Origin of the sequence: Nocardia sp. NPDC051030 (genome assembly GCF_040683015.1) — a bacterium.
In the GTDB taxonomy this organism is placed as follows: domain Bacteria; phylum Actinomycetota; class Actinomycetes; order Mycobacteriales; family Mycobacteriaceae; genus Nocardia.
On the sequence record NZ_JBFBCD010000006.1, the window covers coordinates 107,224 to 132,703 of the forward strand.

Below are 25,480 nucleotides of genomic sequence, written 5' to 3' on the forward strand. Positions count from 1 at the left end.
AGGCATACTGTTCGGGTTGCCCAGACCGCGTTGCGTCGTTTCGATGAATCGTCGCAGGTCGTGGGTAAGTGAGACCCAATTTTGTACCCGGCTGAATACGGCGCGGGTGCGTTCGGGACAACGTTCCGAGGCCCAGATAGAGATTTCATCCGGGCACAGGAATGAGCGGCCAGGCGACACGCCCGACCGCGTGGACCGGATAGAACCATGACAGATGAACAGCGGCGATGGATTAGGCCCCAGGTGGGCCGGTCGTGTGGTGGCTGATGCGTCTTCGTGTGTTCGGGCTATGCAAATGAGGGTGATTCAGGAGCGAGAGCTCAGGGATCACGACGTAAGCGGAGAAAAGGACACTCAGCGTGGCGGGACAGAAGATCCGCATCAGGCTCAAGGCCTACGACCATGAGGCGATCGACGCGTCTGCGCGCAAGATCGTCGAGACGGTGACTCGCACCGGCGCTCGTGTCGTCGGTCCGGTGCCGTTGCCCACCGAGAAGAACATCTACTGCGTCATCCGTTCGCCGCATAAGTACAAGGACTCGCGCGAACACTTCGAGATGCGCACCCACAAGCGGCTTATCGACATCCTCGACCCGACGCCGAAGACGGTTGACGCGCTGATGCGCATCGACCTCCCGGCCTCTGTCGACGTCAATATCCAGTGACGGGGACTTCGAATATGACTGACAACAAGAGCCGTCCGGCCGCGGGCATTCTGGGCACCAAGCTCGGCATGACCCAGGTCTTCGACGACAAGAACCGCGTCGTTCCCGTGACCGTCGTCAAGGCGGGCCCGAACGTCGTTACGCAGATTCGCACCGTGGAGCGCGACGGCTACGCCGCCGTTCAGATCGCCTACGGCGCCATCGACCCGCGCAAGGTGAACAAGCCGGTCTCCGGCCAGTTCTCCAAGGCCGGTGTCACTCCTCGCCGCCACATCGCCGAGATCCGCCTCGCGGATTCCGCTGCGTTCGAGGTCGGCCAGGAAATCAACGCCGACGCCTTCGAAGAGGGCTCGTACGTGGATGTCACCGGCACCTCCAAGGGCAAGGGCTTCGCCGGCACCATGAAGCGTCACGGCTTCAAGGGCCAGGGTGCCTCGCACGGTGCGCAGGCTGTGCACCGTCGTCCGGGTTCCATCGGTGGTTGCTCCACCCCGGGTCGCGTGTTCAAGGGCATGCGCATGTCGGGACGTATGGGTAGCGACCGCGTCACCACGCAGAACCTCACGGTCCACAAGGTGGATGCCGAGAACGGTCTGCTGCTGATCAAGGGTGCGATCCCGGGCCGTCGCGGCCACGTCGTGATCGTCAAGAGTGCAGTGAAGGGTGGTGCCCGGGCATGAGCACCGAGACCAAGACCAACCTGACGCTTCCGGTCAAGGCACCGGGCGGCAAGACCGAGGGCACCGTCGAGCTCCCCGCGGAGATCTTCGACGTCACCGCGAACATCGCGCTGATGCACCAGGTCGTCGTGGCTCAGCGGGCCGCGGCTCGCCAGGGCACGCACTCCACCAAGACCCGCGGTGAAGTCCGCGGTGGTGGTAAGAAGCCGTACCGCCAGAAGGGCACCGGCCGTGCGCGCCAGGGTTCGACCCGTGCGCCGCAGTTCGCCGGCGGTGGCATCGTCCACGGCCCGCAGCCGCGTGACTACACCCAGCGTCTGCCCAAGAAGATGAAGGTCGCCGCACTGCGTGGCGCCCTGTCGGATCGTGCTCGTAGCGAGCGCATCCACGTCATCACCGAGCTGGTTTCGGGTCAGACCCCGTCGACCAAGGTTGCCAAGAGCTTCCTGGCCGAACTGTCTACCCGCAAGCAGATTCTGGTGGTGGTGGGCCGCGAGGACGTCACCACTTGGAAGAGTGTTGCGAACCTCCAGAACGTGCACCCGATCGCTCCCGATCAGCTGAACACCTACGACGTGTTGAAGGCCGATGAGGTCATCTTCTCCGTCGAGGCGCTCAACGCCTTCGTGCACGGCCCCGCCGAAGCTGCACAGGAGGAGAGCAAGTGACCACCATCGCCGACCCCCGCGACATTCTGCTGGCGCCGGTCATCTCGGAGAAGTCCTACGGACTCATCGAAGAGGGCACGTACACGTTCATCGTGCACCCGGACTCCAACAAGACGCAGATCAAGATTGCCGTCGAGAAGGTTTTCGGCGTCAAGGTGACCAGCGTCAATACCGCCAACCGTCAGGGCAAGCGCAAGCGGACCAAATTCGGTTACGGAACGCGCAAGAGCACGAAGCGCGCACTCGTGACCCTCTCGGCCGATAGCAAGCCCATCGAGATCTTCGGGGGCCCGGTCGCGTAAGCGCCTGGGAATCCAGAAAGTAGAGAAGACTCATGGCAATCCGTAAATACAAGCCGACTACCCCGGGTCGTCGTGGTGCATCGGTCTCGGACTTCGCCGAGATCACCCGCTCGACCCCCGAGAAGTCGCTGCTGCGTCCGCTTTCGAAGACCGGTGGTCGTAATGCGCAGGGTCGCATCACCACTCGTCACAAGGGTGGTGGCCACAAGCGCGCCTACCGTCTGATCGACTTCCGTCGGTCCGACAAGGACGGCGTGCCGGCCAAGGTCGCTCACATCGAGTACGACCCGAACCGCACCGCGAACATCGCGCTCCTGCACTTCGCCGATGGCGAGAAGCGCTACATCATCGCGCCCAAGGGCATTGCCCAGGGCACGAAGATCGAGTCCGGTGCGGGCGCCGACATCAAGCCGGGTAACAACCTGCCGATGCGCTCGATCCCGACCGGTACCACCATTCACGCGGTGGAACTGCGTCCGGGCGGTGGCGCCAAGCTGGCTCGTGCCGCGGGCATGTCGATTCAGCTGCTGGGTAAGGAAGGCGCTTACGCCGTCCTGCGTATGCCCTCCGGTGAAATCCGTCGCGTCGATGTGCGCTGCCGCGCCACCATCGGCGAGGTCGGCAACGCCGAGCAGTCGAACATCAACTGGGGTAAGGCCGGCCGCATGCGGTGGAAGGGCGTTCGCCCGACCGTCCGTGGTGTGGTCATGAACCCGGTCGACCACCCGCACGGTGGTGGTGAAGGTAAGACCTCCGGTGGTCGCCACCCGGTCTCGCCGTGGGGCAAGCCTGAGGGCCGCACCCGTAAGCCCAACCGTCCGAGCGACAAGCTCATCGTCCGCCGCCGCGGCAAGAAGCGTTAAGGAGGAGGTTAGACATGCCACGTAGCCTGAAAAAGGGTCCGTTCGTCGACGGCCACCTCCTCAAGAAGGTGGACGTTCAGAACGAGAAGGGCACGAAGCAGGTCATCAAGACCTGGTCGCGTCGTTCCACCATCATCCCCGATTTCATCGGCCACACGTTCTCGGTCCACGACGGCCGCAAGCACGTGCCGGTGTTCGTGTCGGAGAACATGGTTGGACACAAGCTCGGTGAATTCGCACCGACTCGTACGTTCAAGAGCCACGTCAAGGACGATCGGAAGAGCAAGCGGCGATGAGCACTGAAACTCAGAACCCGACCGCGCGCGCAACCGCCAAGCACGTCCGTGTGACGCCTATGAAGGCGCGCCGGGTCGTGGACATGGTTCGCGGCAAGCGAGTCGAAGATGCGCTGAACATCCTGCGGTTCGCTCCGCAGGCCGCCAGCGAGCCGGTCGCGAAGGTTGTGGCCTCGGCTGCGGCCAACGCCGAGAACAACCTCGGCCTGAACCCGGCCACCCTGGTCATCTCGACGGCTTTTGTCGACGAGGGCGCGACCATGAAGCGTTTCCAGCCGCGGGCCCAGGGCCGTGCGTTCCGGATCCGCAAGCGCACCAGCCACATCACCATCGAGGTCGAGAGCGTGCCTTCGCTTTCCAACGCCCCTCGCAACCGCCGGAAGGGAGGGGAAAAGTAAATGGGACAGAAAATCAATCCCCATGGCTTCCGCCTCGGTATCACCACCGACTGGAAGTCGCGTTGGTACGCGGACAAGCAGTACGCGGAATACGTGAAGGAAGACGTTCAGATCCGCAAGCTCCTCGCCACTGGCATGGAGCGCGCGGGTATCTCGAAGGTCGAGATCGAGCGCACCCGTGATCGTGTGCGGGTCGACATCTACACCGCCCGTCCGGGCATCGTCATCGGTCGCCGCGGCGCCGAGGCCGATCGCATCCGTGCGGCGCTGGAGAAGCTCACCAAGAAGCAGGTGCAGCTGAACATCCTCGAGGTCAAGAACCCCGAGTCGGATGCGCAGCTCGTTGCTCAGGGTGTTGCCGAGCAGCTGTCGAACCGTGTGGCGTTCCGTCGTGCGATGCGTAAGGCCATCCAGTCGGCCATGCGTTCGCCGAACGTCAAGGGCATCCGCGTGCAGTGCTCGGGCCGCCTCGGTGGCGCCGAAATGTCGCGCTCGGAGTTCTACCGTGAGGGTCGCGTGCCGCTGCACACCCTGCGTGCGGACATCGACTACGGCCTGTACGAGGCGCGCACCACTTTCGGTCGCATCGGCGTGAAGGTCTGGATCTACAAGGGCGACATCGTCGGTGGCAAGCGTGAGGTCACTGCGACCGCCGCTCCGTCCGGCGATCGTCGCGAGCGTCGTGAGCGGCCGAGCCGCCCGCGTCGTTCCGGTGCCCAGGGCACCACGGCGACCAGCACTGAAGCCGGACGCGCCGCGACTGCTGTCGCGGAGGCACCGGCAGAGACGACCCAGGAGGGCTGACCTATGTTGATGCCTCGCAAGGTCAAGCACCGTAAGCAGCATCACCCCGGCCGTTCGGGTATGGCCAAGGGCGGCACCTCGGTGGCGTTCGGTGAGTTCGGCATCCAGGCTCTGGAGCCGGCTTACGTGACCAACCGTCAGATCGAGTCGGCGCGTATCGCGATGACCCGCCACATCAAGCGTGGCGGCAAGATCTGGATCAACATCTACCCCGATCGCCCGCTCACCAAGAAGCCGGCCGAAACCCGCATGGGTTCCGGTAAGGGTTCGCCGGAGTGGTGGATCGCGAACGTGAAGCCGGGACGGATCATGTTCGAGATGTCTTACCCGAATGAGGAGACCGCTCGTGAGGCCCTGCGCCGCGCGATGCACAAGCTCCCCATGAAGTGCAGGATCGTCACCAGGGAGGAGCAGTTCTGATGGCTACCGCTAATCCAGCCGCAGAGCTCCGCGAGCTCGATAACGAAGCGCTCGTCGCCAAGCTGCGTGAAGGTAAGGAAGAACTCTTCAACCTGCGCTTCCAGATGGCGACCGGTCAGCTGACCAACAATCGCCGCCTGCGTGTGGTCCGTCACGAGATCGCACGCATCTACACGGTCATGCGCGAGCGCGAGCTCGGCCTGGCCTCCGGTCCTGAAGGCAAGGGAGACGCCGCATGAGCGACGTAAAGGGCCCGGCCAAGACGCCGGCCACAGTTGAGGAGCGGGGCCAGCGCAAGGTGCGCAAGGGCTACGTTGTCTCGGACAAGATGACCAAGACCATCGTGGTCGAGCTGGAGAATCGCGTGAAGCACAAGCTTTACGGCAAGATCATCCGCACCACCTCGAAGGTCAAGGCGCACGACGAGAACGAGACCGCCAATGTCGGCGACCTCGTGCAGCTGATGGAGACCCGTCCGCTGTCCGCTACCAAGCGGTGGCGTCTGGTCGAGGTCCTGGAGCGCGCCAAGTAAGGCTGCTCCACGACTCACAGTTGTAAAGCGAAGGCCCGCTTCCTTTTTGGGAGGCGGGCCTTCGTTCTGTTTGCGCAAAGGTCGCTCGGCCCAGCGCATGTCGGCTGGATCTCATCTGTAGCGGCGTGGTATTGGCGTGCCGGCGGCTCGAGGAGTTACCTTTGAGGAGCTATGAGGGATGCTGCGACAACTACTTCGGGTGCTTGGCGGATCGACGACCACGAGGCGGTGACTTTCCGCGACGCGGCTGTGGCATGGGCACTGGCCGCGCATGAGGTGCTCGCCGAAACCGCAACCGGCTACGGCCATTTCGTGACGGTCAATGAATTGGCCGAACGGGTGCAGGACATGTCGGGCGTGAAGACCGACGCCCCCACCCGCACGTGGATGGACGCCATCCTGCGCAAGGTGGCCCGCCGCTGCCACTCCGCCGGCGAGCCCCCGCTGACTTCCCTGTGCGTCAAGCAGAACCACAAGGTCAGCGACAGCTACAAGTACGTCCTCGAGCTGGCGGCCCTCCCCATTCCCGCCGACCTCGAACTGCATGCCGCCTACGCGCGCTGGCAGTGCTACGTCGCGCACGGTTCGGCCGATCCCAATGATTTCGGCATCCCGCCGCTCACCCCGAAGGTGGCCGCCACCCGCCGCGGCACCGCCGTCGCTTCCGCCTTCGCACCCGTGGAGCCGAAGCCCGAGGCCACCCGCGAGGTCCTGTGCTCGCAGTGCTTCATCCAGCTCCCTGCGAACGGCGTCTGCGAGTACTGCTGACCCCATAGTCGAAAGCCGAAGGCCCGCATCCTGATTGGATGCGGGCCTTCGGTATTTGCGGAACATTTTCCCAGTGGCGCAATCCCCAGGATCGGCCATCGCCATCGCCATCGGGCTCAACCGAGGAGCACGATCACGCATGCGCCGAGGAAGATCCCCTGCACGACGGTGCGCAGCGGCAGCGGCATGGTTTTGATGCCGATATTGTCCCGGGCCGCACGCACATTCGCGGGGAACATGACGATCAGCAGTAGTAGTAGGCCCGCTGCGGCGAGTGTGGTGAGCGGCGGGATGAGCAGGCCGACCGCGCCGCCGAATTCGAGGACTCCGGTGAGGGCGATCCAGGCCGCGGGGTTGGGCAGCTGCGGCGGGACCATGGCCAGCAGCGCGCTGCGCTTGGGCTCCACGAAGTGTGCGCTCGCGGTCAGGACGAACATGACGGCGAGGCCGAGGGCGGCGGTGTGCGGCCACGAGTCGAGCCAGGTGAGGCCGGTCAGCCAGCCGATGAGGCGGGTCGATCCGGTGATTGCGAGAAGTACGACCAGCGGTGCCATCAGAGTCTCCTGCATGTCTTGCTTATCTTGACAGTGGCTAGATTAGGTGCGAGCTGGGGAACTTGTCAATGGCTAGATTATGGGCGACCATCGACACATGGCGAAGAGCGGTTATCACCACGGAGATCTGCGGGCCACCATCCTGGCCGCCGCGGCCGAGCAGATCGCGGCGGAGGGCCTCGATGCGGTGTCCCTGCGCGGACTGGCCCGGCGCGCGGATGTCTCACACGCGGCCCCCGCGCACCACTTCGGTGATCGCGCGGGCCTGCTCACCGAGCTGGCCATCGAGGGTTTCGGGCTGCTCGCCGCGCAATTGGCCGCTGCCGGAGGGGATTTCCGTGAGGTTGCGGTGGCCTACATTCGCTTCGCACGCGAATACCCCGGCCACTTCGACGTCATGTTCCGCCGCGATGTCCTGCGCGCCGACGACCAGCGCCTGGCCGACGCGCGCACCGCTGCGGGTGATGCGCTGCGCTCCGGCGTCGCGCTGCAACAGCCCGACGGCACCCCGGAACATCAGCGGTCGACCCGCCTCGCCGCCTGGTCCCTGGTGCACGGCTTCGCCTCGCTCTGGCGCGAAGGGGCGCTGGGGGATTCGTCGCTGGGTAACCCCTCGGACCCCGAAGCCATGGCCCGCAACATGATTGCCACGGTCGCCTTCGAATGAAAACAAGGTGGCCGGTCTAGACCAATGACTGCTAGGGTCGATGGTGATCGCGTCTAGGGTTCCGCGAACAGACCGCCTGGTACAACACACAATCAGGTCTGCGAGGACTGGTCCGAGCGACGCCACGAGGGATTCCGCCGGAGCCTTCGTCATATGAAGGGATAAAAGCCTGGAGTACTCCATTCACCTGCCCTGAGAACGGGCCGGAGACAGAGAGTGCTGATGGCCGTGGATGTCCTGCTTTCCTCCTCGCAATCCCTTGCCGCGCTGAGCGGTTCGGCACGCGTGCCCGCCGTGGTCTTGGCGGCAACACTGGTGGCCGCGTGCGGGCACGCCGCCTGGAATGCGATCGCGCACTGGGTGCCCGACAAACTCGTATCGATCACGCTCGTGAATGCGGGCGGATCACTGTGCGCGATTCCCTTGGTGCTCTTGGCGGCTCCGCCCGATTCGCGCAGCTGGTGGTATCTGGGCGCGTCGGTCATCCTGCACATCTTCTACAACGTGCTGCTCATGGCGTCATACCGCCTCGGCGACCTGAGCCAGACCTATCCGCTGGCGCGCGGGACCTCCCCGCTGGTGGTCACGCTGGTGGCGGCGCTGCTGTTCAATGAGACGCCGCGCGGCGGACAGGTGGCGGGCGTACTGCTCATCTCGATCGGGTTGGGCTGCTTGGTCTTCTGGGGTCACCGGACCAACCCGAGCCGTCCGGCCGCGGTGGGTGCCGCGGTCCTGACCGGAACCATGATCGCCGCCTACACGACGGTGGACGGCATCGGCGTGCGCGAATCCGGCAGCACCCTGGGCTATATCGGCTGGCTGATGCTCCTGGAAGGTTTCGCGGTCCCCGCCTACGCCTTGTACGCGCGTCGCAATGACCTCTGGTCGGACCTCCGCCCGGTCTGGCACATCGGCCTCACCGGCGGTGTCCTGAGCTTCCTCGCCTACGGCCTGATCCTGTGGGCCCAGACCCGGGGCGCACTGGCGGACATTGCGGCCCTGCGGGAATCGAGCATCATTGTCGGCGCACTCATCGGAACCCTGCTCTTCGGTGAACGTTTCGGCGTCCCCCGCGTCATGGCCACCATCGCGGTGGTAGCGGGCATCGGAACCATCTACCTGGCTTGACCAACCGCTGAGGGAGCGATGGTGGCGGGAATTCGTCCGATTCGCCTCCACCAGAGCTCCCTCGACGAATTATGCGGGGACGTGCAGGGATTCGACTGCGCGCACCAGGGGAGTCAGCTCGGGGTTGCGGGCGGCTGCGTCGAGGGCCTCGCGTAGGGCGGTGTCGTTGGTGGGTCGGGCTGCGTCGAGGAGTTCGCGTCCGGCGTCGGTGACCTGGGTGTAGATGCCGCGGCGGTCGGTGGGGCAGAGGTAGCGGGCGAGGAGGCCGCGGTCCTCGAGGCGGGTGACCAGGCGGGTGGTGGCGCTCTGGCTGAGGACGACCGCGTCGGCGACCTGCTTCATCTGGAGCATGCCGCCGGGCTCGTCCGCCCGCTGGCGGCTCAGCACGTCGAGGAGAGAGAACTCGCGGACGCTGAGGTCGTGCTCGGCCTGGAGGGCGCGCTCGATATGGATTTCGATCTTGCCGTGCAGGAGGGAGAGGGCGCACCAGCCCTGGGAGAGGGCGGTGAGGGCCGGGTCGGTGGCGGTCATGGCGTTTCCTCCTGGTCGGAGCGGGTTCGCTACCAGGATAGTCCACTATCGAGATAGTCCGCGCTTGCAATTAACACGCGTCTGCAATTATTGTGGACGCACGTAAGGTGCTCTTGCAATCGTCTGGAAGGTGCAGTTCATGCCGCTCGCGCTACTTGCCCTGGCCATCGGGGCCTTCGGGATCGGAACCACCGAATTCATCATCATGGGACTGATGCCCGAGATCGCCGGGGACTTCGGCGTCTCCATCCCGACGGCCGGATGGCTGGTGACCGGCTATGCGCTCGGCGTCGTCCTGGGCGCGCCGGTGATGACCGTGCTCGGCACCAAGGTCTCGCGCAAGAAGATGCTCATGCTGCTCATGGGCCTGTTCATCGCGGGCAATCTGCTCGCCGCCGTGGCTCCGGTGTTCGGTGTGCTGCTGCTGGGCCGCGTGGTCGCCTCGCTCGCGCACGGCGCGTTCTTCGGCATCGGCTCGGTGGTGGCGGCCGATCTGGTCGCGCCCGATAAGAAGGCCGGGGCGATCGCGCTCATGTTCACGGGCCTGACCCTCGCCAATGTGGTGGGCGTGCCGTTCGGCACCTTCGTCGGCCAGAGTGTCGGCTGGCGAATCACTTTCGTGCTGGTCGCCGCGCTCGGCGTGGCGGGTTTGATCGGTGTGGCGAAGCTGGTGCCCGAGGTGCCCAGGCCCGCCGGTGTGCACCTACGGGACGAGCTGGCCGCCTTCAAGAACGTGCAGGTACTGCTGGCCATGGGGATGACCGTGCTCGGCTTCGGTGCGGTGTTCGCCGCCATCACCTATATCGCGCCGATGATGACAGAGGTCGCGGGTTATGGCCCCGGTGCCGTCACCTGGCTGATGGCCCTGCTCGGTCTCGGCATGTTCGTCGGAAATCTGGTGGGCGGCAGGTTCGCCGATCGCGCCACCATGCCCATGCTCTATGTGTCGCTCACCGCGCTGGCCATTGTGCTCGCGCTGTTCACGGTCACCGCGCAGGACAAGGCGCTCGCGGCCGTGACCATCTTCCTGGCCGGTGCGCTCGGTTTCGCCACGGTGCCTTCCCTGCAGAAGCGTGTGCTCGATCATGCGCACGCCGCGCCGACCCTGGCCTCGGCCATGAATATCGGTGCGTTCAATCTCGGTAATGCGCTGGCCGCCTGGCTCGGTGGCCTGGTCATCGCCGCTGGCTTCGGCTACACCGCGCCCAATTGGGTCGGTGCCGCCCTGGCCGTCTCCGCGCTGCTGCTGGCCGTGCTCTCGACCGTCCTGGAGCGCCGGGATGTTCCGGCTGCCGAGGCGGGTGCCGTGCCTTCCGAGCAGTTGGCCGCCGCCCACTGATATTTCCGTCGCATTCGAAACTCGCAGGCCCACTTCTCCATTCGAGAGGTGGGCCTGTGCCGTGACATATATTGCCGCAAAGGAAATTTCGGAGTTTCGGGAGCATTCCGGCATTCCGTACCACTCGTTCTTGTGGTGCATTCGGGGCGCTGCTAGCCTCGGCGAATGTGCTCGAAATGGGGGCACCGCTATTCGGGCGCGATCGGTGAGACTGGATGCTCGACAACGTAATACGGATCGCAATAGTCGGTATGGGCCCGCGTGGCCTCAATGTTTTCGAACGTATTTGCGCGAATGCCCGGCAACTCGGAAATTCCGCCGGTGTGGAACTGCTCGTCATCGATTCGCAGCGGGTCGGCACCGGTGCGGTCTGGCGTACGGATCAGTCCGCGCACCTCTTGATGAATACCGTGGCCGAGCAGGTCACCATATTCACCGACGACAGCGTCGACATGGCGGGTCCGGTCGAGCGCGGCCCGAGTCTGCACGAATGGTCCGACTTCCTGGCCAAGATAGGCAATTTCGCGGACCTGCCCGGACCGGCGTATCACCAGGCGCTGCGAATCACTCCCGATACCTATCCGCCGCGCTACTTCTACGGCCATTATCTGCGCTGGGCATTCGAACGCACCCGTGATCGCTATGCCGAATGGGCGCATGTGCGCGAAATCCCGGCAACCGCGGTGAATCTGTGGGACGGCCCCGGCGGCTTGCAGGAACTGGAGCTGAGCACGGGGGAGCGGCTGCGCGGCATTCACGCGGTGGTGCTGACCCAGGGGCATCTCGGTGAGGTCCGTGCGGAAGTGCCCGGCTCCCTGGCGGATTCGGCGCGCCGGTCCGGTCTCACCTATGTGGCTCCCGCGAATGCGGCCGATATCGACGTCGATCGGATTCCGGAGCGCGAACCGGTGCTCATCCGGGGCTTGGGCCTCACCTTCTTCGATTATCTGGCGCTGCTCACGGTCGGTCGCGGCGGTTGCTTCAAGGAATGCGACGGCGGACTGGAGTACATCGCCTCAGGACGCGAGCCCAGCATTGTCGCGGGCTGTAGACGGGGCGTGCCGCATCATGCGCGAGGCGAGAACCAGAAGGGCGTGGACGGCCGGTACACGCCGCTGCTGCTCGACGCCGAACGCATTGACCGATTGCGGCGCCGTGCAAAGCATTTGGGTGATGTGTCCTTCCGCCGCGACGTGTGGCCGCTGATCGCCCGGGAGGTGGAGTCGGTCTACTACACCGCCCTGCTCGCCGACCGGATCAGCCCGCAGCGGCTGGACTCCTTCCGCATGCGCTATCTCATCGCGCCGACCGACGACGAGGCATCGGAACTGTTGCAGCGCTTCGGCATCGACACGCGCTGGGATTGGGCGGCGCTGGTGGACCCGACCGGCGGCCGCCACTTCGCCGATCCCGCCGCCTATCACGAATGGCTGCTCGCCTACCTGGACGCCGATGTGCGCGAGGCCCAGCTCGGGAATGTGCGCGGCCCGGTCAAGGCGGCCCTGGATGTGCTGCGGGACTTGCGCAATGAGGTCCGCCTGGTGGTCGATCACGGCGGCATCGCCGGATCCTCCTACCGCGATGATCTGGATCGCTGGTACACGCCGATGAACGCCTTCCTGTCCATCGGCCCGCCCGCGAGCCGGATAGCGGAGCTGGCGGCGCTCATTCGGGCGGGCGTGGTGCGTGTCGTCGGTCCGGGCATGCGGGTGCGCGTGGATGCCGACCGCACGCGGTTCGTCGTGGAGTCCGCGCAGGTCGACGAGTCGATGGTGGTGGGCCGCACGCTCGTCGACGCCTGGCTGCCGGTCCCGGATGTGCGCTGTACCGCGGATCCGCTGCTGCGCAATCTGTTCCAGCGGGCGGAGGTGCGCGCCTATGTGATCGCCTCACCGGACGGCAATGGCTACCGCACCGGCGGTCTGGCGGTCGCCCCCGGCTCGCATCACCTGGTGGACAGCCAGGATCGAATCCATTCGCGCCGCTTCGCCTTCGGTGTCCCCACCGAGTCGGTGCGCTGGGTGACCGCGGCCGGTCCGCGCCCCGGCGTCAATTCGGTGACCCTGGCCGACGGTGACGCCATCGCGCGGGAGATCCTCACCGCCCATCGTTACCAGCACTCCTCCAATTCCCCGGAAAGGCAAGGCGATATGACAATCGAATGCGGTCTGCTCGCGCCCGTGAGTGTGGGCACACCGGTGGAATCCCTGGTGGGCGATGACGCCTGGATCGAGGCCATGCTGGATGTGGAGACCGCCCTCGCCCGCGCGCAGTCCCGGCTCGGCATGGTGCCCGAGACCCTCACCGAACATCTGGCGATCGCGGTGCGCGAGCACGACTTCGACCCCCGCGAGATCGCCGAGGCGTCGCGGGGCGCGGCGAATCCGGTGGTGACCTTCGTGGAGCGCCTGCACGCCGCGGTGGCCGATGTGGACCCGGCCAGTGCGGATTACGTGCATTTCGGCTCCACCAGCCAGGACATTCTCGATACCGCGACCATGCTCATCGCGGCCCGCGTGCTCACCGTCATAGTCGCCGATCTCGATGACATTGTCGGCGCGCTGGCGAATCTGGCCCGCCGCCATCGCGAAACGCCGATCGCCGGGCGCACCCTCGCCATGCATGCGGTGCCAACGACTTTCGGCGCGAAGGTGGCCGTCTGGATGCAGGGACTCCTGGACGCCCGGGACCGGCTGACCGGGGTGCGTGCGAGCCTTCCCGTCCAGTTGGGCGGCGCGGCAGGCACCCTCGCGTCCTATGTGGAATGCGCCCGCTGCACCGATTCCGTTCTCGCGCAGGCTCCCACCGGCGAGATCATGGAGCGCCTGACCCGGGAGTTCGCGGACGAACTCTCGCTCACCGTGACCGCCACCCCGTGGCATACGGTCCGCACGCCCATCGCGGATCTGGCCTCCGCGCTCGCGCTGACCTCCGGCGTGCTCGGCAAGTTCGCCGTGGACGTGATCTCCCAGTCGCGCACCGAGATAGCGGAACTCGCCGAACCCGCCGCCACCGGGCGAGGCGAGTCATCGGCCATGCCGCAGAAGCGAAACCCGGTGCTCAGCACCATGATTCGTGCCGCCGCGCTGCAAGTTCCGGGGCTCGCCGCAACCCTGTTCGGCTCATTGCTCGCCGAAGACGAGCGCTCCGCCGGAGCCTGGCATGCCGAATGGCAGCCGCTGCGGGATTGTCTGCTGCTGGTCGGCGGTGCGGCGCATACGGCCGTCGAACTCGCCGAGGGCCTCACCGCGGATGCCGATCGAATGATCGCCAACCTCTCGCTCACCGAGGGGCAGATCGTGTCCGAACGGCTCGCCATTCGCCTGGCCCCGCTGCTCGGCAAGCCGGTCGCCAAGAAGACCCTGCAGTCGGCCGCCTACGAGTCGCGGTCCACGGCCCGCCCGCTGGCGGAGATTCTCGCCGAACATCCGGATGTGGCCATGCACCTCACCAAGGAGGAGCTGGCCGAGCTGCTGCGACCGGAGAACTATCTGGGCGCGGCCCCCGACCTGGTGGATCGGGTGCTGCGTCGGCTCGGGGCCGAGCTGACTAGCCGAAGCGCTTCTTAGCGGGCCGGTTGGAGGCGGCGCGCCGTTCGGCTTCCTTGGCCTTGACCCGCTCTGCTTCCTTGCGCACCTCGACCAGGTTCGCGCGCTCCTTGACCAGCCAGTCCGGCTGATCGGCGAGCAGAGCCGCGATCTCGTCGGCGGTCAGCGAGTCGGAGACGCCGTTGCGGGACAGGCCCGAATTGGAGATGCCGAGCTTGTGGGCCGTCACATCGCGCGGGAAGGGCCCGGTGCGGCGCAATTCGGTCAGCCACTCGGGCGGATTGGTGCGCAGCTCCTCGAGCTGGGCGCGGGTCACGGGTGAGTTCCGGAACTCCTCGGGGGTAGCCGGGAGGTAGATGCCGAGTTTGGCCGCCGCGGTCAGCGGCTTCATGTCTTGGGGGTTCTTGTCCGGGCTCACCGAATCAGGGTATCGGGCGGCGCGGAGGTTCTTGACCGCGCGGTGCAATAACCTGGACAGCATGAGTGGTCAGGGTCCGGAGGCGGCAGCGGAGCATAACCACGCAGGGCCCCCACACATGCTGCATAGAGGCGGAATGAGCCGGTTCGAGTCTCTTGACGTCACGCAGTTGCGCTGGTTCGTGGCGGTTGCGGAGGAATTGCACTTCGCGCGTGCCGCGCAGGGGCTGGGAATCGCCCGGCAGCGTTTGAGCCGGACAGTGATCGAGTTGGAGGAAGCGCTCGACACGAAACTGTTTGTGCCGGGCGCATCGCCGACCGAATTGACTGACGAAGGTCGTGAGCTGCTCGAAGCCGCCCGGGAGATCATCGCCACAATCCCCGAGTCGCAGCCGGTCGAGGAATCCGGCGAGGGGGAAGGGCTGCGCGTCGGCTTCGTGCCCGGCGTGACCGTCACCAAGTGGGAACGGATCTGGGCGGACCGGTACCCGGACATCCGCCTGCGACTCCTCCCCATCCCGATGGGGGAGCAGGACGCCGCCCTGCGCGACGGCCGCGTGGACATGTGTTTCGTGCGACTCCCCATCGACCGCGACGGCATCAGCGCCATTCCGCTCTATCGCGAGATCCCGGTGGTCGTGGTGCCGAAGGATCACCCGCTCTCGGTATTCGAGCAGGTCGGCATGGCCGAGCTGGCCGATGAGCTGATGCAGGACGCCTCGAATCTGGACGATGCCGCCATGACCATGGAACTGGTGGCGGCGGTCAGTGGCGTGGCGATCGTGCCGCATTCCATTGCGCGCCTGCACAGTCGCAAGGATCTGGTCTACCGGACCATGATGGGCGTCCCCGATACCGAGATCGTGCTGGCCTGGCCGACCGAGCAGACGACCGAACTGGTCGAGGAGTTCGTCGGTGTGGTGCGCGGCCGTTCGGAGCGCAGCACGCGGTCGCCGTCGGGTGCGAAGCAGTCGGGCGGTGCGAAGAAGCCCGCGGCGAAGAAGCCGGTAGGCGGTAAGAAGCCGGTGGGTGGGAAGAAGCCCGCGGGCGCGGCGAAGGGGAAGCCGCAGGCGGGCGCGGCGAAGCGGCAGGGTAAGCGCAAGGGGCGTTAGAGCAGGTCAGAGGCCCGTCTCCCGGTGGGGGACGGGCCTTTTCGCGTCTCAGGGTGGAATCGGGGGAAGTTCAGGGTGAAATCAGGGTTGCGCTATACGTATACGTCTACTTATAGTGATCGCAGGCGGTTGGGAACCCGTCAATAGAACTCAGAACCGATGCCGGACACCGGATTTCAACCCACAGTCCCGTGTTGTAGACGCATGCCAATATGCGCATTCGCTGATGAATTGGAGCACGCCATGCCCGATATGCAGAAGCCCGAAGAAAACGCCGGCCCGCAGGCCGACGCCCAGGAAACCACGGTGCTCACCACCGCCGTCGCCGTGGACGAGACGCTCGCCGGGATGCGCGAGATCGAGGTCCGCGTGGGCCCCGGCGGCGGCCGTACCCAGCGCTTCACCGGCCGCCTGCTGGCCGAATCGCAGCAGGTCACCAAGGTCGGCAGCGAGGCGGTCAAGGTCTACCTGAGCCGTAAGGGCAAGTTCGTCGTGCACCGCCACTTCATCGAGTGGTCGGACTTCACGACGGCCACCAAGCGGGCGTATGCGGAGAAGAAGGAAGAGTTCGTCACCGCGCGTAATGCTTCCGACCAGTCGGATTTTTCTCTGATCGCGAACTGGGCCAAGGGATTTAAAAACTGGCGCGAACTGCTCGGTATCGGTGACGATGGGTATGGCGACTTCACTCTGGACATCGTGGATTCGCTGGGGGAGTTGCGAGACCGGATTCCGGCGAAGGCATTCCGCATTGTCGCCGATGTGACAGAGAACCCGGCTGAGCAAGTTCTCGACATCTGAACCATCGCGGCCGAAACCCCGAAAGGACTTCTCCCGCATGTTCTCCTACCTTGGGCGCTTCGTCGTCCGGTTTCCGTGGCTGGTCATCGCCGCCTGGCTGATCGCCATCGTCGCGGTGGTGGCGACGGCGCCCAAGCTCACCGCCACCACGGACCAATCCGATTTCCTCCCTTCGCATTACGAATCCATCCAGGCGATGGAATTGCAGCAGAAGGCCTTTCCCAATAGCGCCACCCCGGCCGCGATCATCGTCTTCGAGCGCGCCGACGGGGCGCCGCTGAGCGAGACCGATCAGGCCACGGTGGCGGCCGCCGCGACCAAACTGGCCGAGCGGAACATCAAGGACGTCACGGGAATTCAGGCCGCGCCCGCCTCGGACAATAAGCTGGTCCAGGTCGCGGCGGTCGGAATGACCAAGATCACCAGCCAGAGCGACACCCGGCAGACCGATGCCGTGAAGACGCTGCGTGACGCCCTGAAGGAGGAGACGAACGGCTCCGACCTGAAGGCCGGTATCACCGGATCCGCGGCGCAGCAGCTCGATCAGCAGGACTCCGGTAACAAGGCGCTGGCCATTATTCTGGTGGCGACCATCGTGCTGATCCTGGTGCTGCTGCTGGTCATCTTCCGCAGTCCGGTGCTCGCGCTGTTGCCGATCGTGGTGATCATCGGTGTGTCCATGATCGTCAATGGCCTGATCGCCATGGTGGCCAAGGGTTTCGACCTCAAGATCGACTCGTCGATTCAGTCGCTGCTGTCGGTGGTGCTCTTCGGTGTCGGTACCGACTACATCCTGTTCCTGATGTTCCGGTTCCGGGAACGGTTGCGAGCGGGTGAGGATGCCAAGACCGCCATGGTCAGCGCCGTCACCCGGGTCGGTGAGGCCATCACCTCTGCCGCGGCGGCGGTCATCATCGCCTTCGGCGCGCTGACGCTCTCCACCCTGGGCATGTTCCGGGCGATGGGCCCCGCGCTGGCCATTGCGGTGGCGGTCGCGCTGCTGGCCGGTCTGACGCTGGTGCCCGCGATCGTTTCGCTCTTGGGTACCAAGGTGTTCTGGCCCTCCAAGGCCTGGCAGGTCGAGCCCAAGGGTGCGCGTTTCGACGCCATCGGCAAGGCGCTCGGCAAGCGGCCCGCGGTATTCGCCATCGCTTCCGGTGGTCTGCTGCTGGTGCTGGGCGCCTTCGTGCTCAGCTTCAATCCGACCTTCGATCTGGGTTCGAATTCGACCTCGGATGCTTCGGAGTCGACGATCTACAGCAAGGAAATGCTGAAGGGCATGCCCGCGGGCACCACTCAGCCGTCGCAGGTGTACCTGCGCAATGACGGCGGCGGTGCGCTGGACCCCGGCCAGCTGACGGCCTTCGAGGCCGCGCTGAAGGTGGATGGCGTGGGCCAGGTTTCGGCACCGAAGCTGTCGGAGGACAAGGCGGTCGCCGAATTCCAGGTGACGTTGTCGAATACGCCGGAATCGGATGCGGCGCTGGATACGGTCAGTGGTCCGCTGCGGGATGCCGCGCACGATTCGGCCCCGCCCGGCACGACGGCGGTGGTCGGCGGTATGACCTCGGTGTTCGTGGACTTCAAGCACGCCATGAACCGTGACTACATGGTGGTGTTCCCGGTGGCCGCCGTGCTCATCATGATCGTGCTGGCCTTGTTGCTGCGCAGTGTGGTCGCCCCGTGGTACCTGATGGCCTCGGTCTTCATGGGCTTCGCCGCGACGCTCGGTTCGGCCGTGCTGGTCTTCCAGAACATCCAAGGGCATTCGGGTCTGATCTTCACGTTGCCGCTGATCATGTATCTGTTCGTGGTGGCGCTGGGTACGGACTACAACATCCTCATGGTGGCCCGGCTGCGCGAGGAGGCTCGCGAGGGCAATGATCCGCATACGGCGGCCGCGCTGGCGATCAAGCACACCGGTCCGACCGTGGCCGCGGCCGGTTTGATCCTGGCGGGTTCGTTCGCCTCGATGATGCTGGCGGGCAATACCGTGGTCTCGGAGATGGGCTTCGCCATCTCGCTGGGCATCGCGATCGCGGCCTTCGTCATGGCGATGTTCTTCACTCCCGCGGTGACCGCGCTGGTGGGCCGTCGCGCCTGGTGGCCGGGCCATGGGGGGGATGCCGTTCCGCGCCAGGGTGAATGGACCGACCCGAAGTGGGTACAACCAACCTACGACGACGCCTACCGCCGCTGATCTCTTCGCGGTAGTGCGCACATGCCGGGCCCGCTTCCTGTTGGGGGAAGCGGGCTCGGTCCCGTTCCGGGTGGTCAGGCCCCTCTCCGAACATCTGACAGAAACACGTTTCAGTTTTTTGTCGAAAGTGCCTCGGGGCTAACTGGACAACCGATATGGTTCGGCCCGACCGCACCTGATGCGGGTTGGCACAAGGAGTTTCGACATGACCATGTCCGTGAACAAGCACATCGCCCGGCGGGCCGGGGTCGGCGTCACCGCCCTCGCCGCGATGGCCTGTTCGGCGGCGCTGACCGCGCCCTTCGCGGCGGCCGTACCCACTGGCCTGTCGGTGAATGCCAGCAATATCTACGCCGCCTGCACCTATGAGGTCACCGCCACCTACGACCACTGGTTCGAGGCCTGGTTCTACGACAATGGCCTGGTGATCGCGGGCAGCCCGCTGCACCCGTCCAATGGCAAGGCGACCATCCAGTGGACGCCGAAGAAGGCGGGCACCCACACCCTGTCGACGCTGCAAGGCTCGGCCTGGGAACTCAAGGTCAATGTGCTCGAACCGACGTTGACCGGCAGCGCCACCTGCGGCGCGGGCCCGCTGGGATTCCTCGGCTCCTCCTAGGAGCCGCCGCATAGCGTCAGCGCAGAGTCGTATGCCACACCACGGCGGCGGCCAGCGCGCCCGCCCCGTTCACCGACCAGTGCAGCGCGATCGGCGCGAGCAGGCTGCCGCTGCGGCGGCGCAGCCAGGTGAAGACGACTCCGGCCGCGGCGGTCGCCACCACGGCGAGCGCGATTCCGAGAATCTGCCCGGCGACGCCACTGCCCAGGAATCCACTCAGGCCCGTGTTTCCGCTGGTGAGCCCGAACGACGAGGCAATATGCCAGAGGCCGAAAAGCAGAGAACCGGCAGCGAACAGGCCGCGCGCCCCGACCACTCGATCGAGCGTGCCGTGCAGCACGCCACGGAATGCGAGCTCTTCGGGAATGGCCGTCTGCAAGGGAATGACGATCATCGAGGCGATGAGCGCGCCGGAGACGGTGGCGTAGCGATTGTTCAGGAAGAACGGCCGGGTGATCGGCAGCAGCGCGCCGATGACGACCGCGGCCAGCACCACGCCCACCGCCGCGAGGGCCCAGACCGAACCGCGCTTCCAGTGGCTCGGGGCCAGGCCGAGCTCGGCCCAGCCGAGTCCGCGGCGGCGAACCATGGCCAGCAGCACGACCGCGGCGATCGGCACCGTGAAGATGCTGGCCCACGCCGTGGTGAAGTGCGCGATGAGGTTCGTGCAGGTCAGAACGACAATAACGACGGCCACATCGATATAGGCATGCATTTTGTGGCCAGCGGGAGCGGGCGCATCGGGGAGTACGGCGACCACTCCACCGTTATCGTTCTGAGACATCCCGGCCAGTGTACGTACGGAACCTTAGAACGCACTTCGAATGTGGTTAATACCCGCGGCCGTCGATCGAGGTGCCGTCCGCCCAGCCTTGCGGGTCATCCCAGGCTTGCAGGTGGCGGGTGGTTTCGAAGCGTCGCGGCTCACGCGTCAATGGGTCTGTGAATTCGAGCGCCGAGGCGAGCAGCTGGAGTGGGCGGGTGTAGTCGTCGACCGATTTGTCGGTGAGTTCCGGATAGAAGTCGTCGCCCAGGATCGGGATGCCGAGGCTGTTCATATGCAATCGGAGTTGATGGGTGCGTCCGGTGCGCGGGCGCAGCCGGTAGCGGCCGAGGCCGTCTCGGTGCTCCAAGAGCTCGATCCGGGTTTCGGCATTGGGTTCGCCGTCCGTCTCATAGGCGCGCAGCACCTGGCGCTCCTTGACGATTCGGCTGATGATCGTGCGCGGCAGTTCCAGTTCCGGATCGAACCGGGCGATCGCCTCGTACTCCTTGTGAACCAGGCGATTGTGGAACATCGTCTGATACGCGCCACGTCGTGCCGGATCGACAATGAACATCACCAGCCCGGCGGTGACCCGATCCAGCCGATGCGCGGGCACCAGATCCGGCAGATCCAGGTCGCGGCGCAGCCGCACCAGAGCGGTCTGCAAGATGTGCTGTCCGCGCGGGATAGTCGACAAGAAGTGTGGCTTATCGACCACGAGAATCGTGTCGTCGCGATGGACGATCCCGATCTCGAAGGGCACGTCCTTCTCCACCGGCAGGTCTCGGTGGAACCAGATCGCCCCGCCCGGGACATACGGTGCGTCGGGCGCGATCGGTCCGTCCAGATCGACAATGCCGCCCTCGTGCAGGAGTTCATCGATCCGCGCCGGGGACACTCGCGGCAGTCGCTCCACGAGATGGTCCCGGATGGTCGCCCAGTCGCCCTCTTCGGGCAACCGCAACCGTGCCGGGTCCAGCCCGTGCCGCTTGGGTAGCGGCGGTTTCTGCCTGCGTCTCACCGCAAAGACCCTAGTCGGCGGCGTTCGGGCGGTGACCAGGGGCTTCGCTCGCAATCGGAAGCCGCGGAGGCGATCGGGCGTTATGCGCACCGCGACGGTGTAGGCATATTGCCAAAGTTAGCCTAACCTATTTTCCTGTTGATCTCTCGAGAGGCAGGACTCATGACGGTGGAGGCGCCGGACAAGGCCGAGGCCAAGGCGCGCAAGCAACGGGAGGCCCAGGCACGCAAGGAGATTCTGGCCCCGGTCGGCGGTGCGCTGAGCCTCGCGAGCCTGATCGTGGCGATCGCCTCGATCTGCGCGGTCGTGCCATTCCTGCTGATCGTCTCGGCCTGCCGGGAACTGCTGAATGAGCACGTCGACACCGATCGGGTGTGGCGGCTGCTGCTCATTGCCGTGATCGTGCTGGCGGTCCGGGCGGTCCTGCAGGCGGTCGCGCTGACCTGGTCGCACGCGGTCGATGCCGGATATCAGCTGACGCTGCGGCGCATGCTGGCCGACAAGCTGACCCGGGTGCCGCTCGGCTGGTTCGGTGCGCGCACCTCGTCCGAGGTCAAGAAATACCTCCAGGACGATGTCGAGGCGCTGCACTATCTGGTCGCGCACGCCCGGCTGGATTTCATCGGCTCGGTGACCGTGCCGCTGGTGACGTTGATCTATCTGGCGACCGTCGACTGGCGGCTCATGCTGATCCTGCTGCTGCCCTTGGTGGTCTACGCGCTCTGCATGAAGAAGATGCTGGACGAACCCGGGCGCGAGCGGATCATGACCTACAACGCCGCCGAACAGCGCACGCGTGAGGCCACCGTCGAATTCGTGGACGGCATCCAGGTGGTGCGGGCGTTCGGGCGGGCGGGCAAGGCGCACAGCGTCTTCCAGGATGCCGTCGAGCATCAGACCGACAGCCTGCGGAAGATGAAAATGCCGGTCATGACCGTGCAGTCGCTGTCGGAGACGGTGGTCTCGCCGGTGTTCGTCATGCTGCTGGTCGTCGTCGCGGGTCTGACGGGTGCGGGCGCGGGCTGGATCGAGCCTCTCGATGTGCTGCCGTTCCTGCTGGTCGGGCTCGGCCTGGGCAGTTCGCTGCTGGGTCTGAGCTACGGTGCGCAGGCCCTGCGGACGGCGAGTGACGCCGCGCTGCGGCTGGCCGAGCTGATGAAGACTCCGGAATTGAGTTCGGGCGCACCGGATCTCGAGATGGGCACTGCCGAGACGAGCACCGTTGAGGCCGCCGACACTGCCGAGGTCGCCCCGGGGCTGGTTCGGTTCGAGGGCGTGAGTTTCGGCTACCGCGCCGATCATCAGGTGCTGCGCGGCCTCGATCTGGAGCTGGCTCCCGGCACGCTGACCGCACTGGTCGGCCCGAGTGGTTCCGGCAAGTCCACCCTCGCCAAGCTGCTGCCCCGGTTCTACGACGTGGATGCCGGTCGAATCACCATCGGCGGCCGCGATATTCGCAACTTCCCGAGCGATGAGCTGTATCGCACGGTCGGATTCGTCTTCCAGGATGTGCGGCTGATTCGCGGCAGCATTCGCGACAATCTGAAGCTGGCCAAGGCCGACGCGGATGACGCCGCCCTGGAACGGGCGGCGCGGGCCGCGCAGATCCACGATCGGATCACCGCCCTGCCGCGCGGTTACGACTCCGAGATCGGAGTGGACGCGACCCTGTCCGGCGGTGAGGCGCAACGGCTTTCGATCGCGCGGGCATTGCTCGCCGATACGCCGGTGCTGGTGCTCGATGAGGCGACCGCCTTCGCCGACCCGGAATCCGAAGCGGCCGTGCAGGACGCGCTCGCCGTGCTGGTCGCCGGGCGCACCGTGCTGGTGATCGCGCACCGCCTGCACACCATCACCGCGGTGGATCGAATCCTGGTGCTGGAGACCGGAACCCTGGTCGAACAGGGCGCGCACGCCGACCTCGCCCAGGCGGGCGGCGTGTACCAACGGCTGTGGGAAATCAATGAGGCGGCAGTGCACGCCGTCGCCCTGACCGGGGAGGGAACCCGATGATCCGCAAGGTGCTCGCCCTGGTGCCGCGCGAGTTCGCCCATCTCACACCGAGATTGCTGCTCGCCATTGTCGCGCAGGCGCTCACCCAGGCCGCCGCCTATGTGTTGCTCGTCCCGGTCTTGAAGGCGCTGTTCGACGATGACATGGACCGCGCCTGGTTCTGGACGCTGTGGCTCGCGCTGGCCGTGGCCGGCGTGGTGGTCTTCGGTTACCTGCAATCGGTGCTCGGCCTGAAGGTCGGGGTCGGCATGCAGCACGGTCTCCAGACCCGGCTCGGCGATCACCTGAATGCCTTGCCACTGGGCTGGTTCGAGACCCAGAACGCGGGCGCGCTGTCCCGCATCGTGGTCGAGAATGTCCGCGAGGTGCAGGGCCTGATCGCCTACCTGATGGCGAAAATGCTGACCGGCGTGCTGGTTCCGCTCGGCGTGGCCGTCGGCCTGCTGTTCGTGGATTGGCGCATTTCCCTGGCCATGTTGGTGGCTGCCCCGCTGCTGTTCCTGGTGAACCTGTGGGCCAATCGTTCCTACACCGCCTCCGACGAGCGCATGCACGAAGCGGCCTCGGAAGCCAATGCGCGCGTCCTGGAATTCGCTCAGGCGCAACCGGTCCTGCGTTCCTTCGGCGCGGTCGGCACCGGCAACCGAGCCCTCGACGCGGCCCTCGCCAGGCAACGCAAGGCCGCCTCGGGCCTGCTGTTCGCCAGCGTTCCCGGCTTGATCGTGTTCTCCCTCATCGTCCAAGCGGTCTTCCTGGTACTGGTGTACCTGGTGGTCGGCCGCGTCACCGGCGGTGCGATCGAGGCCGCCGCGGCCATCGCCCTGATCGCCGTGAGCGCCCGCTTCATCGAACCCCTGAACCAAGCCGCCCAGCTCGGCACCGCCCTACGCTCGGCCGCCGCGGCAGCCGACCGGGTCACCGGTCTACTCGCGGAACCATCACTCCCGCAATCGGATACCTCGGTCACCCCGGCCGCTCCCGAAGTCGTCTTCGACCAGGTCTCCTTCGGCTACACCCCCGACGCTCCCGTGCTGTCGAACATTTCGTTCACGGCGGCCCCCGGCACCACCACGGCGATCGTCGGCCCTTCCGGCGCAGGCAAATCCACCCTCCTGCGCCTGGCCGCCCGCTTCCACGACACCGACTCCGGCCGCGTCACAGTCTCCGGCCACGACGTCCGCGAGCAGCCGACCGAAACCCTCCTGAACCAACTCTCCCTGGTCTTCCAAAACGTCTACCTCTTCAACCGCTCTGTCCTGGAGAACATTCGAGCGGGCCGCCCCGACGCCACCGACGCCGAAGTCCACGCCGCCGCCTCGGTTGCCCGAGTCGACGAAATAGCCGACCGCCTCCCCGACGGCTGGCAAACCGCCGTAGGCGAGGGCGGCTCCGCCCTCTCCGGCGGTGAACGCCAGCGAGTCTCGATAGCCCGCGCCCTCCTCAAGGACGCTCCGATAGTCCTCTTGGACGAGGCCACCAGCGCCCTCGACCCACAGAACGAAGCAGTCGTGGTCCGTGGTGTGCACGAACTCACCCGCGACAAGACGGTGATCGTGGTCGCACACCGCCTCGCGACCATCGCCCACGCCGACCAAATCCTGTTCATGGCCGAAGGCGCAATCGTCGAACGAGGCACCCACACAGAACTTCTCGCCCTCGATGGCCGCTACGCCGCCTTCTGGAACGAGCGTTCCCGAGCCTCAGGCTGGCGTTTGGAACCTGCTCCGGCATAACAAAAGCGGCCCCGGATCTCCGCGCGGATCCGAGGCCGTTTGTGGGGGTTCGGGGGTGTAGCCCCCGAGACTCCGCGTCAGCGGTTTCTCCCTCACTGGGGTGTGAGGGCGAAGCCCCTGACAGTTACAAGCTGCAGGGAATCATGGCGACGCTCGCCACGGTGCACTCGCCGTCACGGGAGAGCTTCCAATCCCCGTCGACGAGCTTCCAGGTGATCGGGAAAGTGAAGGGGTCGAAGCCATCCACCGAAGTCTGGAGCGTTGCGGACAGGGTGTCGCCGTTCTCGGTGACCGGACCCAGGATCGTCCACTTGAAGCTCGGCGGCGCGGCGGCCATGACGCCGGCGGCCTGGTCGATGAGCGGCAGACCGGCTTCACCGGCCTCCAGTTCGGCGGCGCGGGCGGACCGCGAGGCGCCGGAGTTCAGGACGGTCTGGAGCTTGGCTTTCAGATCGCCGGCGCTCGGGGTCGCGGTGCGCACGGGCGCGGCAACCGGTGCGGCCGTAGCGGTTACCGCGGTGGCGGCGGTGCCGGTGAGCAGGGCGGTTGCGGTCAGGGCCGCGGCGAGAAGGCGGGTAGTACGAGACATCCGGTTCCTATCCAATCGTTTTCGTCACTGGCGCTTCGCAAGCGCT

28 protein-coding genes are annotated in these 25,480 nt (G+C 65.9%); 22 read left to right on the forward strand and 6 right to left on the reverse strand.

Annotated features, from left to right (window positions below; all coding sequences use genetic code 11):
- Positions 1-359: 359 nt before the first annotated feature.
- From rpsJ to AB0N05_RS21410, 12 genes are all read left to right on the forward strand, one after another.
- On the forward strand, positions 360-665 hold the full coding sequence (gene rpsJ / locus AB0N05_RS21355; RefSeq protein WP_040804197.1) for a 30S ribosomal protein S10: 306 nt from the start codon (positions 360-362) through the stop codon (positions 663-665).
- 14 nt (positions 666-679) lie between these two features.
- On the forward strand, positions 680-1,345 hold the full coding sequence (rplC, locus tag AB0N05_RS21360) for a 50S ribosomal protein L3 (protein WP_364696817.1): 666 nt from the start codon (positions 680-682) through the stop codon (positions 1,343-1,345).
- Positions 1,342-2,013: a 50S ribosomal protein L4 gene (gene rplD / locus AB0N05_RS21365; RefSeq protein ID WP_364696821.1), complete on the forward strand. Its 672-nt coding sequence runs from the start codon at positions 1,342-1,344 to the stop codon at positions 2,011-2,013. The genes rplC and rplD overlap by 4 nt, the downstream gene beginning before the upstream one ends.
- The gene (gene rplW / locus AB0N05_RS21370; protein WP_067695895.1) at positions 2,010-2,315 is read left to right on the forward strand and encodes a 50S ribosomal protein L23; all 306 of its coding nucleotides are present in this window, start codon (positions 2,010-2,012) and stop codon (positions 2,313-2,315) included. Before rplD ends, rplW begins: the two co-directional genes overlap by 4 nt.
- 32 nt (positions 2,316-2,347) lie before the next feature.
- The gene (gene rplB / locus AB0N05_RS21375) at positions 2,348-3,178 is read left to right on the forward strand and encodes a 50S ribosomal protein L2 (protein WP_364696824.1); all 831 of its coding nucleotides are present in this window, start codon (positions 2,348-2,350) and stop codon (positions 3,176-3,178) included.
- A gap of 14 nt (positions 3,179-3,192) precedes the next feature.
- Positions 3,193-3,474, forward strand: coding sequence for a 30S ribosomal protein S19 (gene rpsS, locus AB0N05_RS21380; RefSeq protein WP_364696827.1), 282 nt, complete (start codon positions 3,193-3,195; stop codon positions 3,472-3,474).
- Positions 3,471-3,872: a 50S ribosomal protein L22 gene (gene rplV / locus AB0N05_RS21385; protein ID WP_364696830.1), complete on the forward strand. Its 402-nt coding sequence runs from the start codon at positions 3,471-3,473 to the stop codon at positions 3,870-3,872. Before rpsS ends, rplV begins: the two co-directional genes overlap by 4 nt.
- The gene (rpsC, locus tag AB0N05_RS21390) at positions 3,873-4,676 is read left to right on the forward strand and encodes a 30S ribosomal protein S3 (protein ID WP_364696833.1); all 804 of its coding nucleotides are present in this window, start codon (positions 3,873-3,875) and stop codon (positions 4,674-4,676) included.
- A 3-nt stretch (positions 4,677-4,679) separates the two neighbouring features.
- Complete coding sequence (gene rplP / locus AB0N05_RS21395; protein ID WP_364696836.1) at positions 4,680-5,096, forward strand: 50S ribosomal protein L16; 417 nt, start codon at positions 4,680-4,682, stop codon at positions 5,094-5,096.
- Positions 5,096-5,335: a 50S ribosomal protein L29 gene (rpmC, locus tag AB0N05_RS21400; RefSeq protein WP_364696839.1), complete on the forward strand. Its 240-nt coding sequence runs from the start codon at positions 5,096-5,098 to the stop codon at positions 5,333-5,335. Before rplP ends, rpmC begins: the two co-directional genes overlap by 1 nt.
- Entirely contained in the window at positions 5,332-5,628 is a 297-nt protein-coding gene (gene rpsQ / locus AB0N05_RS21405; RefSeq protein ID WP_364696842.1) for a 30S ribosomal protein S17, read from the forward strand. The genes rpmC and rpsQ overlap by 4 nt, the downstream gene beginning before the upstream one ends.
- A 171-nt stretch (positions 5,629-5,799) precedes the next feature.
- Positions 5,800-6,396, forward strand: a complete 597-nt coding sequence (locus AB0N05_RS21410; RefSeq protein WP_364696845.1) for a hypothetical protein — start codon at positions 5,800-5,802, stop codon at positions 6,394-6,396.
- Positions 6,397-6,512: 116 nt separating this feature from the next.
- Here the strand turns inward: AB0N05_RS21410 and AB0N05_RS21415 are convergent, their stop codons facing one another.
- Complete coding sequence (locus AB0N05_RS21415) at positions 6,513-6,950, reverse strand: hypothetical protein (RefSeq protein WP_364696848.1); 438 nt, start codon at positions 6,948-6,950, stop codon at positions 6,513-6,515.
- A gap of 97 nt (positions 6,951-7,047) precedes the next feature.
- On the opposite strand from AB0N05_RS21415, the gene AB0N05_RS21420 reads away from it, so the two are divergent.
- Positions 7,048-7,617: a TetR-like C-terminal domain-containing protein gene (locus AB0N05_RS21420; protein ID WP_364696852.1), complete on the forward strand. Its 570-nt coding sequence runs from the start codon at positions 7,048-7,050 to the stop codon at positions 7,615-7,617.
- A 222-nt stretch (positions 7,618-7,839) separates the two neighbouring features.
- Positions 7,840-8,745, forward strand: a complete 906-nt coding sequence (locus tag AB0N05_RS21425; protein WP_364696855.1) for a DMT family transporter — start codon at positions 7,840-7,842, stop codon at positions 8,743-8,745.
- A gap of 69 nt (positions 8,746-8,814) precedes the next feature.
- On the opposite strand, the gene AB0N05_RS21430 is transcribed toward AB0N05_RS21425, so the two are convergent.
- Positions 8,815-9,276: a MarR family transcriptional regulator gene (locus AB0N05_RS21430; protein WP_364696858.1), complete on the reverse strand. Its 462-nt coding sequence runs from the start codon at positions 9,274-9,276 to the stop codon at positions 8,815-8,817.
- A 139-nt stretch (positions 9,277-9,415) separates the two neighbouring features.
- On the opposite strand from AB0N05_RS21430, the gene AB0N05_RS21435 reads away from it, so the two are divergent.
- Positions 9,416-10,615 (forward strand): MFS transporter, encoded by a 1,200-nt coding sequence (locus AB0N05_RS21435; RefSeq protein ID WP_364696861.1) that lies wholly within the window; start codon positions 9,416-9,418, stop codon positions 10,613-10,615.
- A gap of 215 nt (positions 10,616-10,830) precedes the next feature.
- A complete protein-coding gene (locus AB0N05_RS21440; protein WP_364696863.1) occupies positions 10,831-14,184 on the forward strand; it encodes a 3-carboxy-cis,cis-muconate cycloisomerase family FAD/NAD(P)-binding protein in 3,354 nt (1,117 codons plus the stop codon).
- Here AB0N05_RS21440 and AB0N05_RS21445 read toward each other — a convergent pair.
- Positions 14,165-14,581, reverse strand: a complete 417-nt coding sequence (locus AB0N05_RS21445; RefSeq protein WP_364697895.1) for a DUF5997 family protein — start codon at positions 14,579-14,581, stop codon at positions 14,165-14,167. The two genes, AB0N05_RS21440 and AB0N05_RS21445, sit on opposite strands and share 20 nt — an antisense overlap.
- 136 nt (positions 14,582-14,717) lie before the next feature.
- On the opposite strand from AB0N05_RS21445, the gene AB0N05_RS21450 reads away from it, so the two are divergent.
- The 4 genes from AB0N05_RS21450 (at position 14,718) to AB0N05_RS21465 (ending at position 19,312) form a co-directional block, all read left to right on the forward strand.
- Entirely contained in the window at positions 14,718-15,692 is a 975-nt protein-coding gene (locus tag AB0N05_RS21450; RefSeq protein ID WP_364696866.1) for a LysR substrate-binding domain-containing protein, read from the forward strand.
- Positions 15,693-15,935: 243 nt separating this feature from the next.
- Entirely contained in the window at positions 15,936-16,493 is a 558-nt protein-coding gene (locus AB0N05_RS21455; protein ID WP_364696869.1) for an EXLDI protein, read from the forward strand.
- A 37-nt stretch (positions 16,494-16,530) separates the two neighbouring features.
- The gene (locus tag AB0N05_RS21460) at positions 16,531-18,693 is read left to right on the forward strand and encodes an MMPL family transporter (RefSeq protein WP_364696872.1); all 2,163 of its coding nucleotides are present in this window, start codon (positions 16,531-16,533) and stop codon (positions 18,691-18,693) included.
- 205 nt (positions 18,694-18,898) lie between these two features.
- Positions 18,899-19,312: a hypothetical protein gene (locus tag AB0N05_RS21465; RefSeq protein ID WP_364696875.1), complete on the forward strand. Its 414-nt coding sequence runs from the start codon at positions 18,899-18,901 to the stop codon at positions 19,310-19,312.
- Positions 19,313-19,328: 16 nt separating this feature from the next.
- Here AB0N05_RS21465 and AB0N05_RS21470 read toward each other — a convergent pair whose 3' ends face one another.
- Together AB0N05_RS21470 and AB0N05_RS21475 are read right to left on the reverse strand one after the other, a co-directional pair.
- A complete protein-coding gene (locus tag AB0N05_RS21470; RefSeq protein WP_364697897.1) occupies positions 19,329-20,027 on the reverse strand; it encodes a CPBP family intramembrane glutamic endopeptidase in 699 nt (232 codons plus the stop codon).
- Between the two features lie 115 nt (positions 20,028-20,142).
- Positions 20,143-21,099 carry an RluA family pseudouridine synthase gene (locus tag AB0N05_RS21475; RefSeq protein WP_364696877.1) on the reverse strand — a complete coding sequence of 319 codons (957 nt, stop codon included), beginning with the start codon at positions 21,097-21,099 and terminating at the stop codon, positions 20,143-20,145.
- 162 nt (positions 21,100-21,261) lie between these two features.
- On the opposite strand from AB0N05_RS21475, the gene AB0N05_RS21480 reads away from it, so the two are divergent.
- The gene (locus tag AB0N05_RS21480; protein WP_364696880.1) at positions 21,262-23,112 is read left to right on the forward strand and encodes an ABC transporter ATP-binding protein; all 1,851 of its coding nucleotides are present in this window, start codon (positions 21,262-21,264) and stop codon (positions 23,110-23,112) included.
- On the forward strand, positions 23,109-24,845 hold the full coding sequence (locus AB0N05_RS21485; RefSeq protein ID WP_364696883.1) for an ABC transporter ATP-binding protein: 1,737 nt from the start codon (positions 23,109-23,111) through the stop codon (positions 24,843-24,845). The genes AB0N05_RS21480 and AB0N05_RS21485 overlap by 4 nt, the downstream gene beginning before the upstream one ends.
- A 124-nt stretch (positions 24,846-24,969) precedes the next feature.
- On the opposite strand, the gene AB0N05_RS21490 is transcribed toward AB0N05_RS21485, so the two are convergent.
- Positions 24,970-25,434: a hypothetical protein gene (locus tag AB0N05_RS21490; protein ID WP_364696887.1), complete on the reverse strand. Its 465-nt coding sequence runs from the start codon at positions 25,432-25,434 to the stop codon at positions 24,970-24,972.
- Positions 25,435-25,480: the final 46 nt, after the last annotated feature.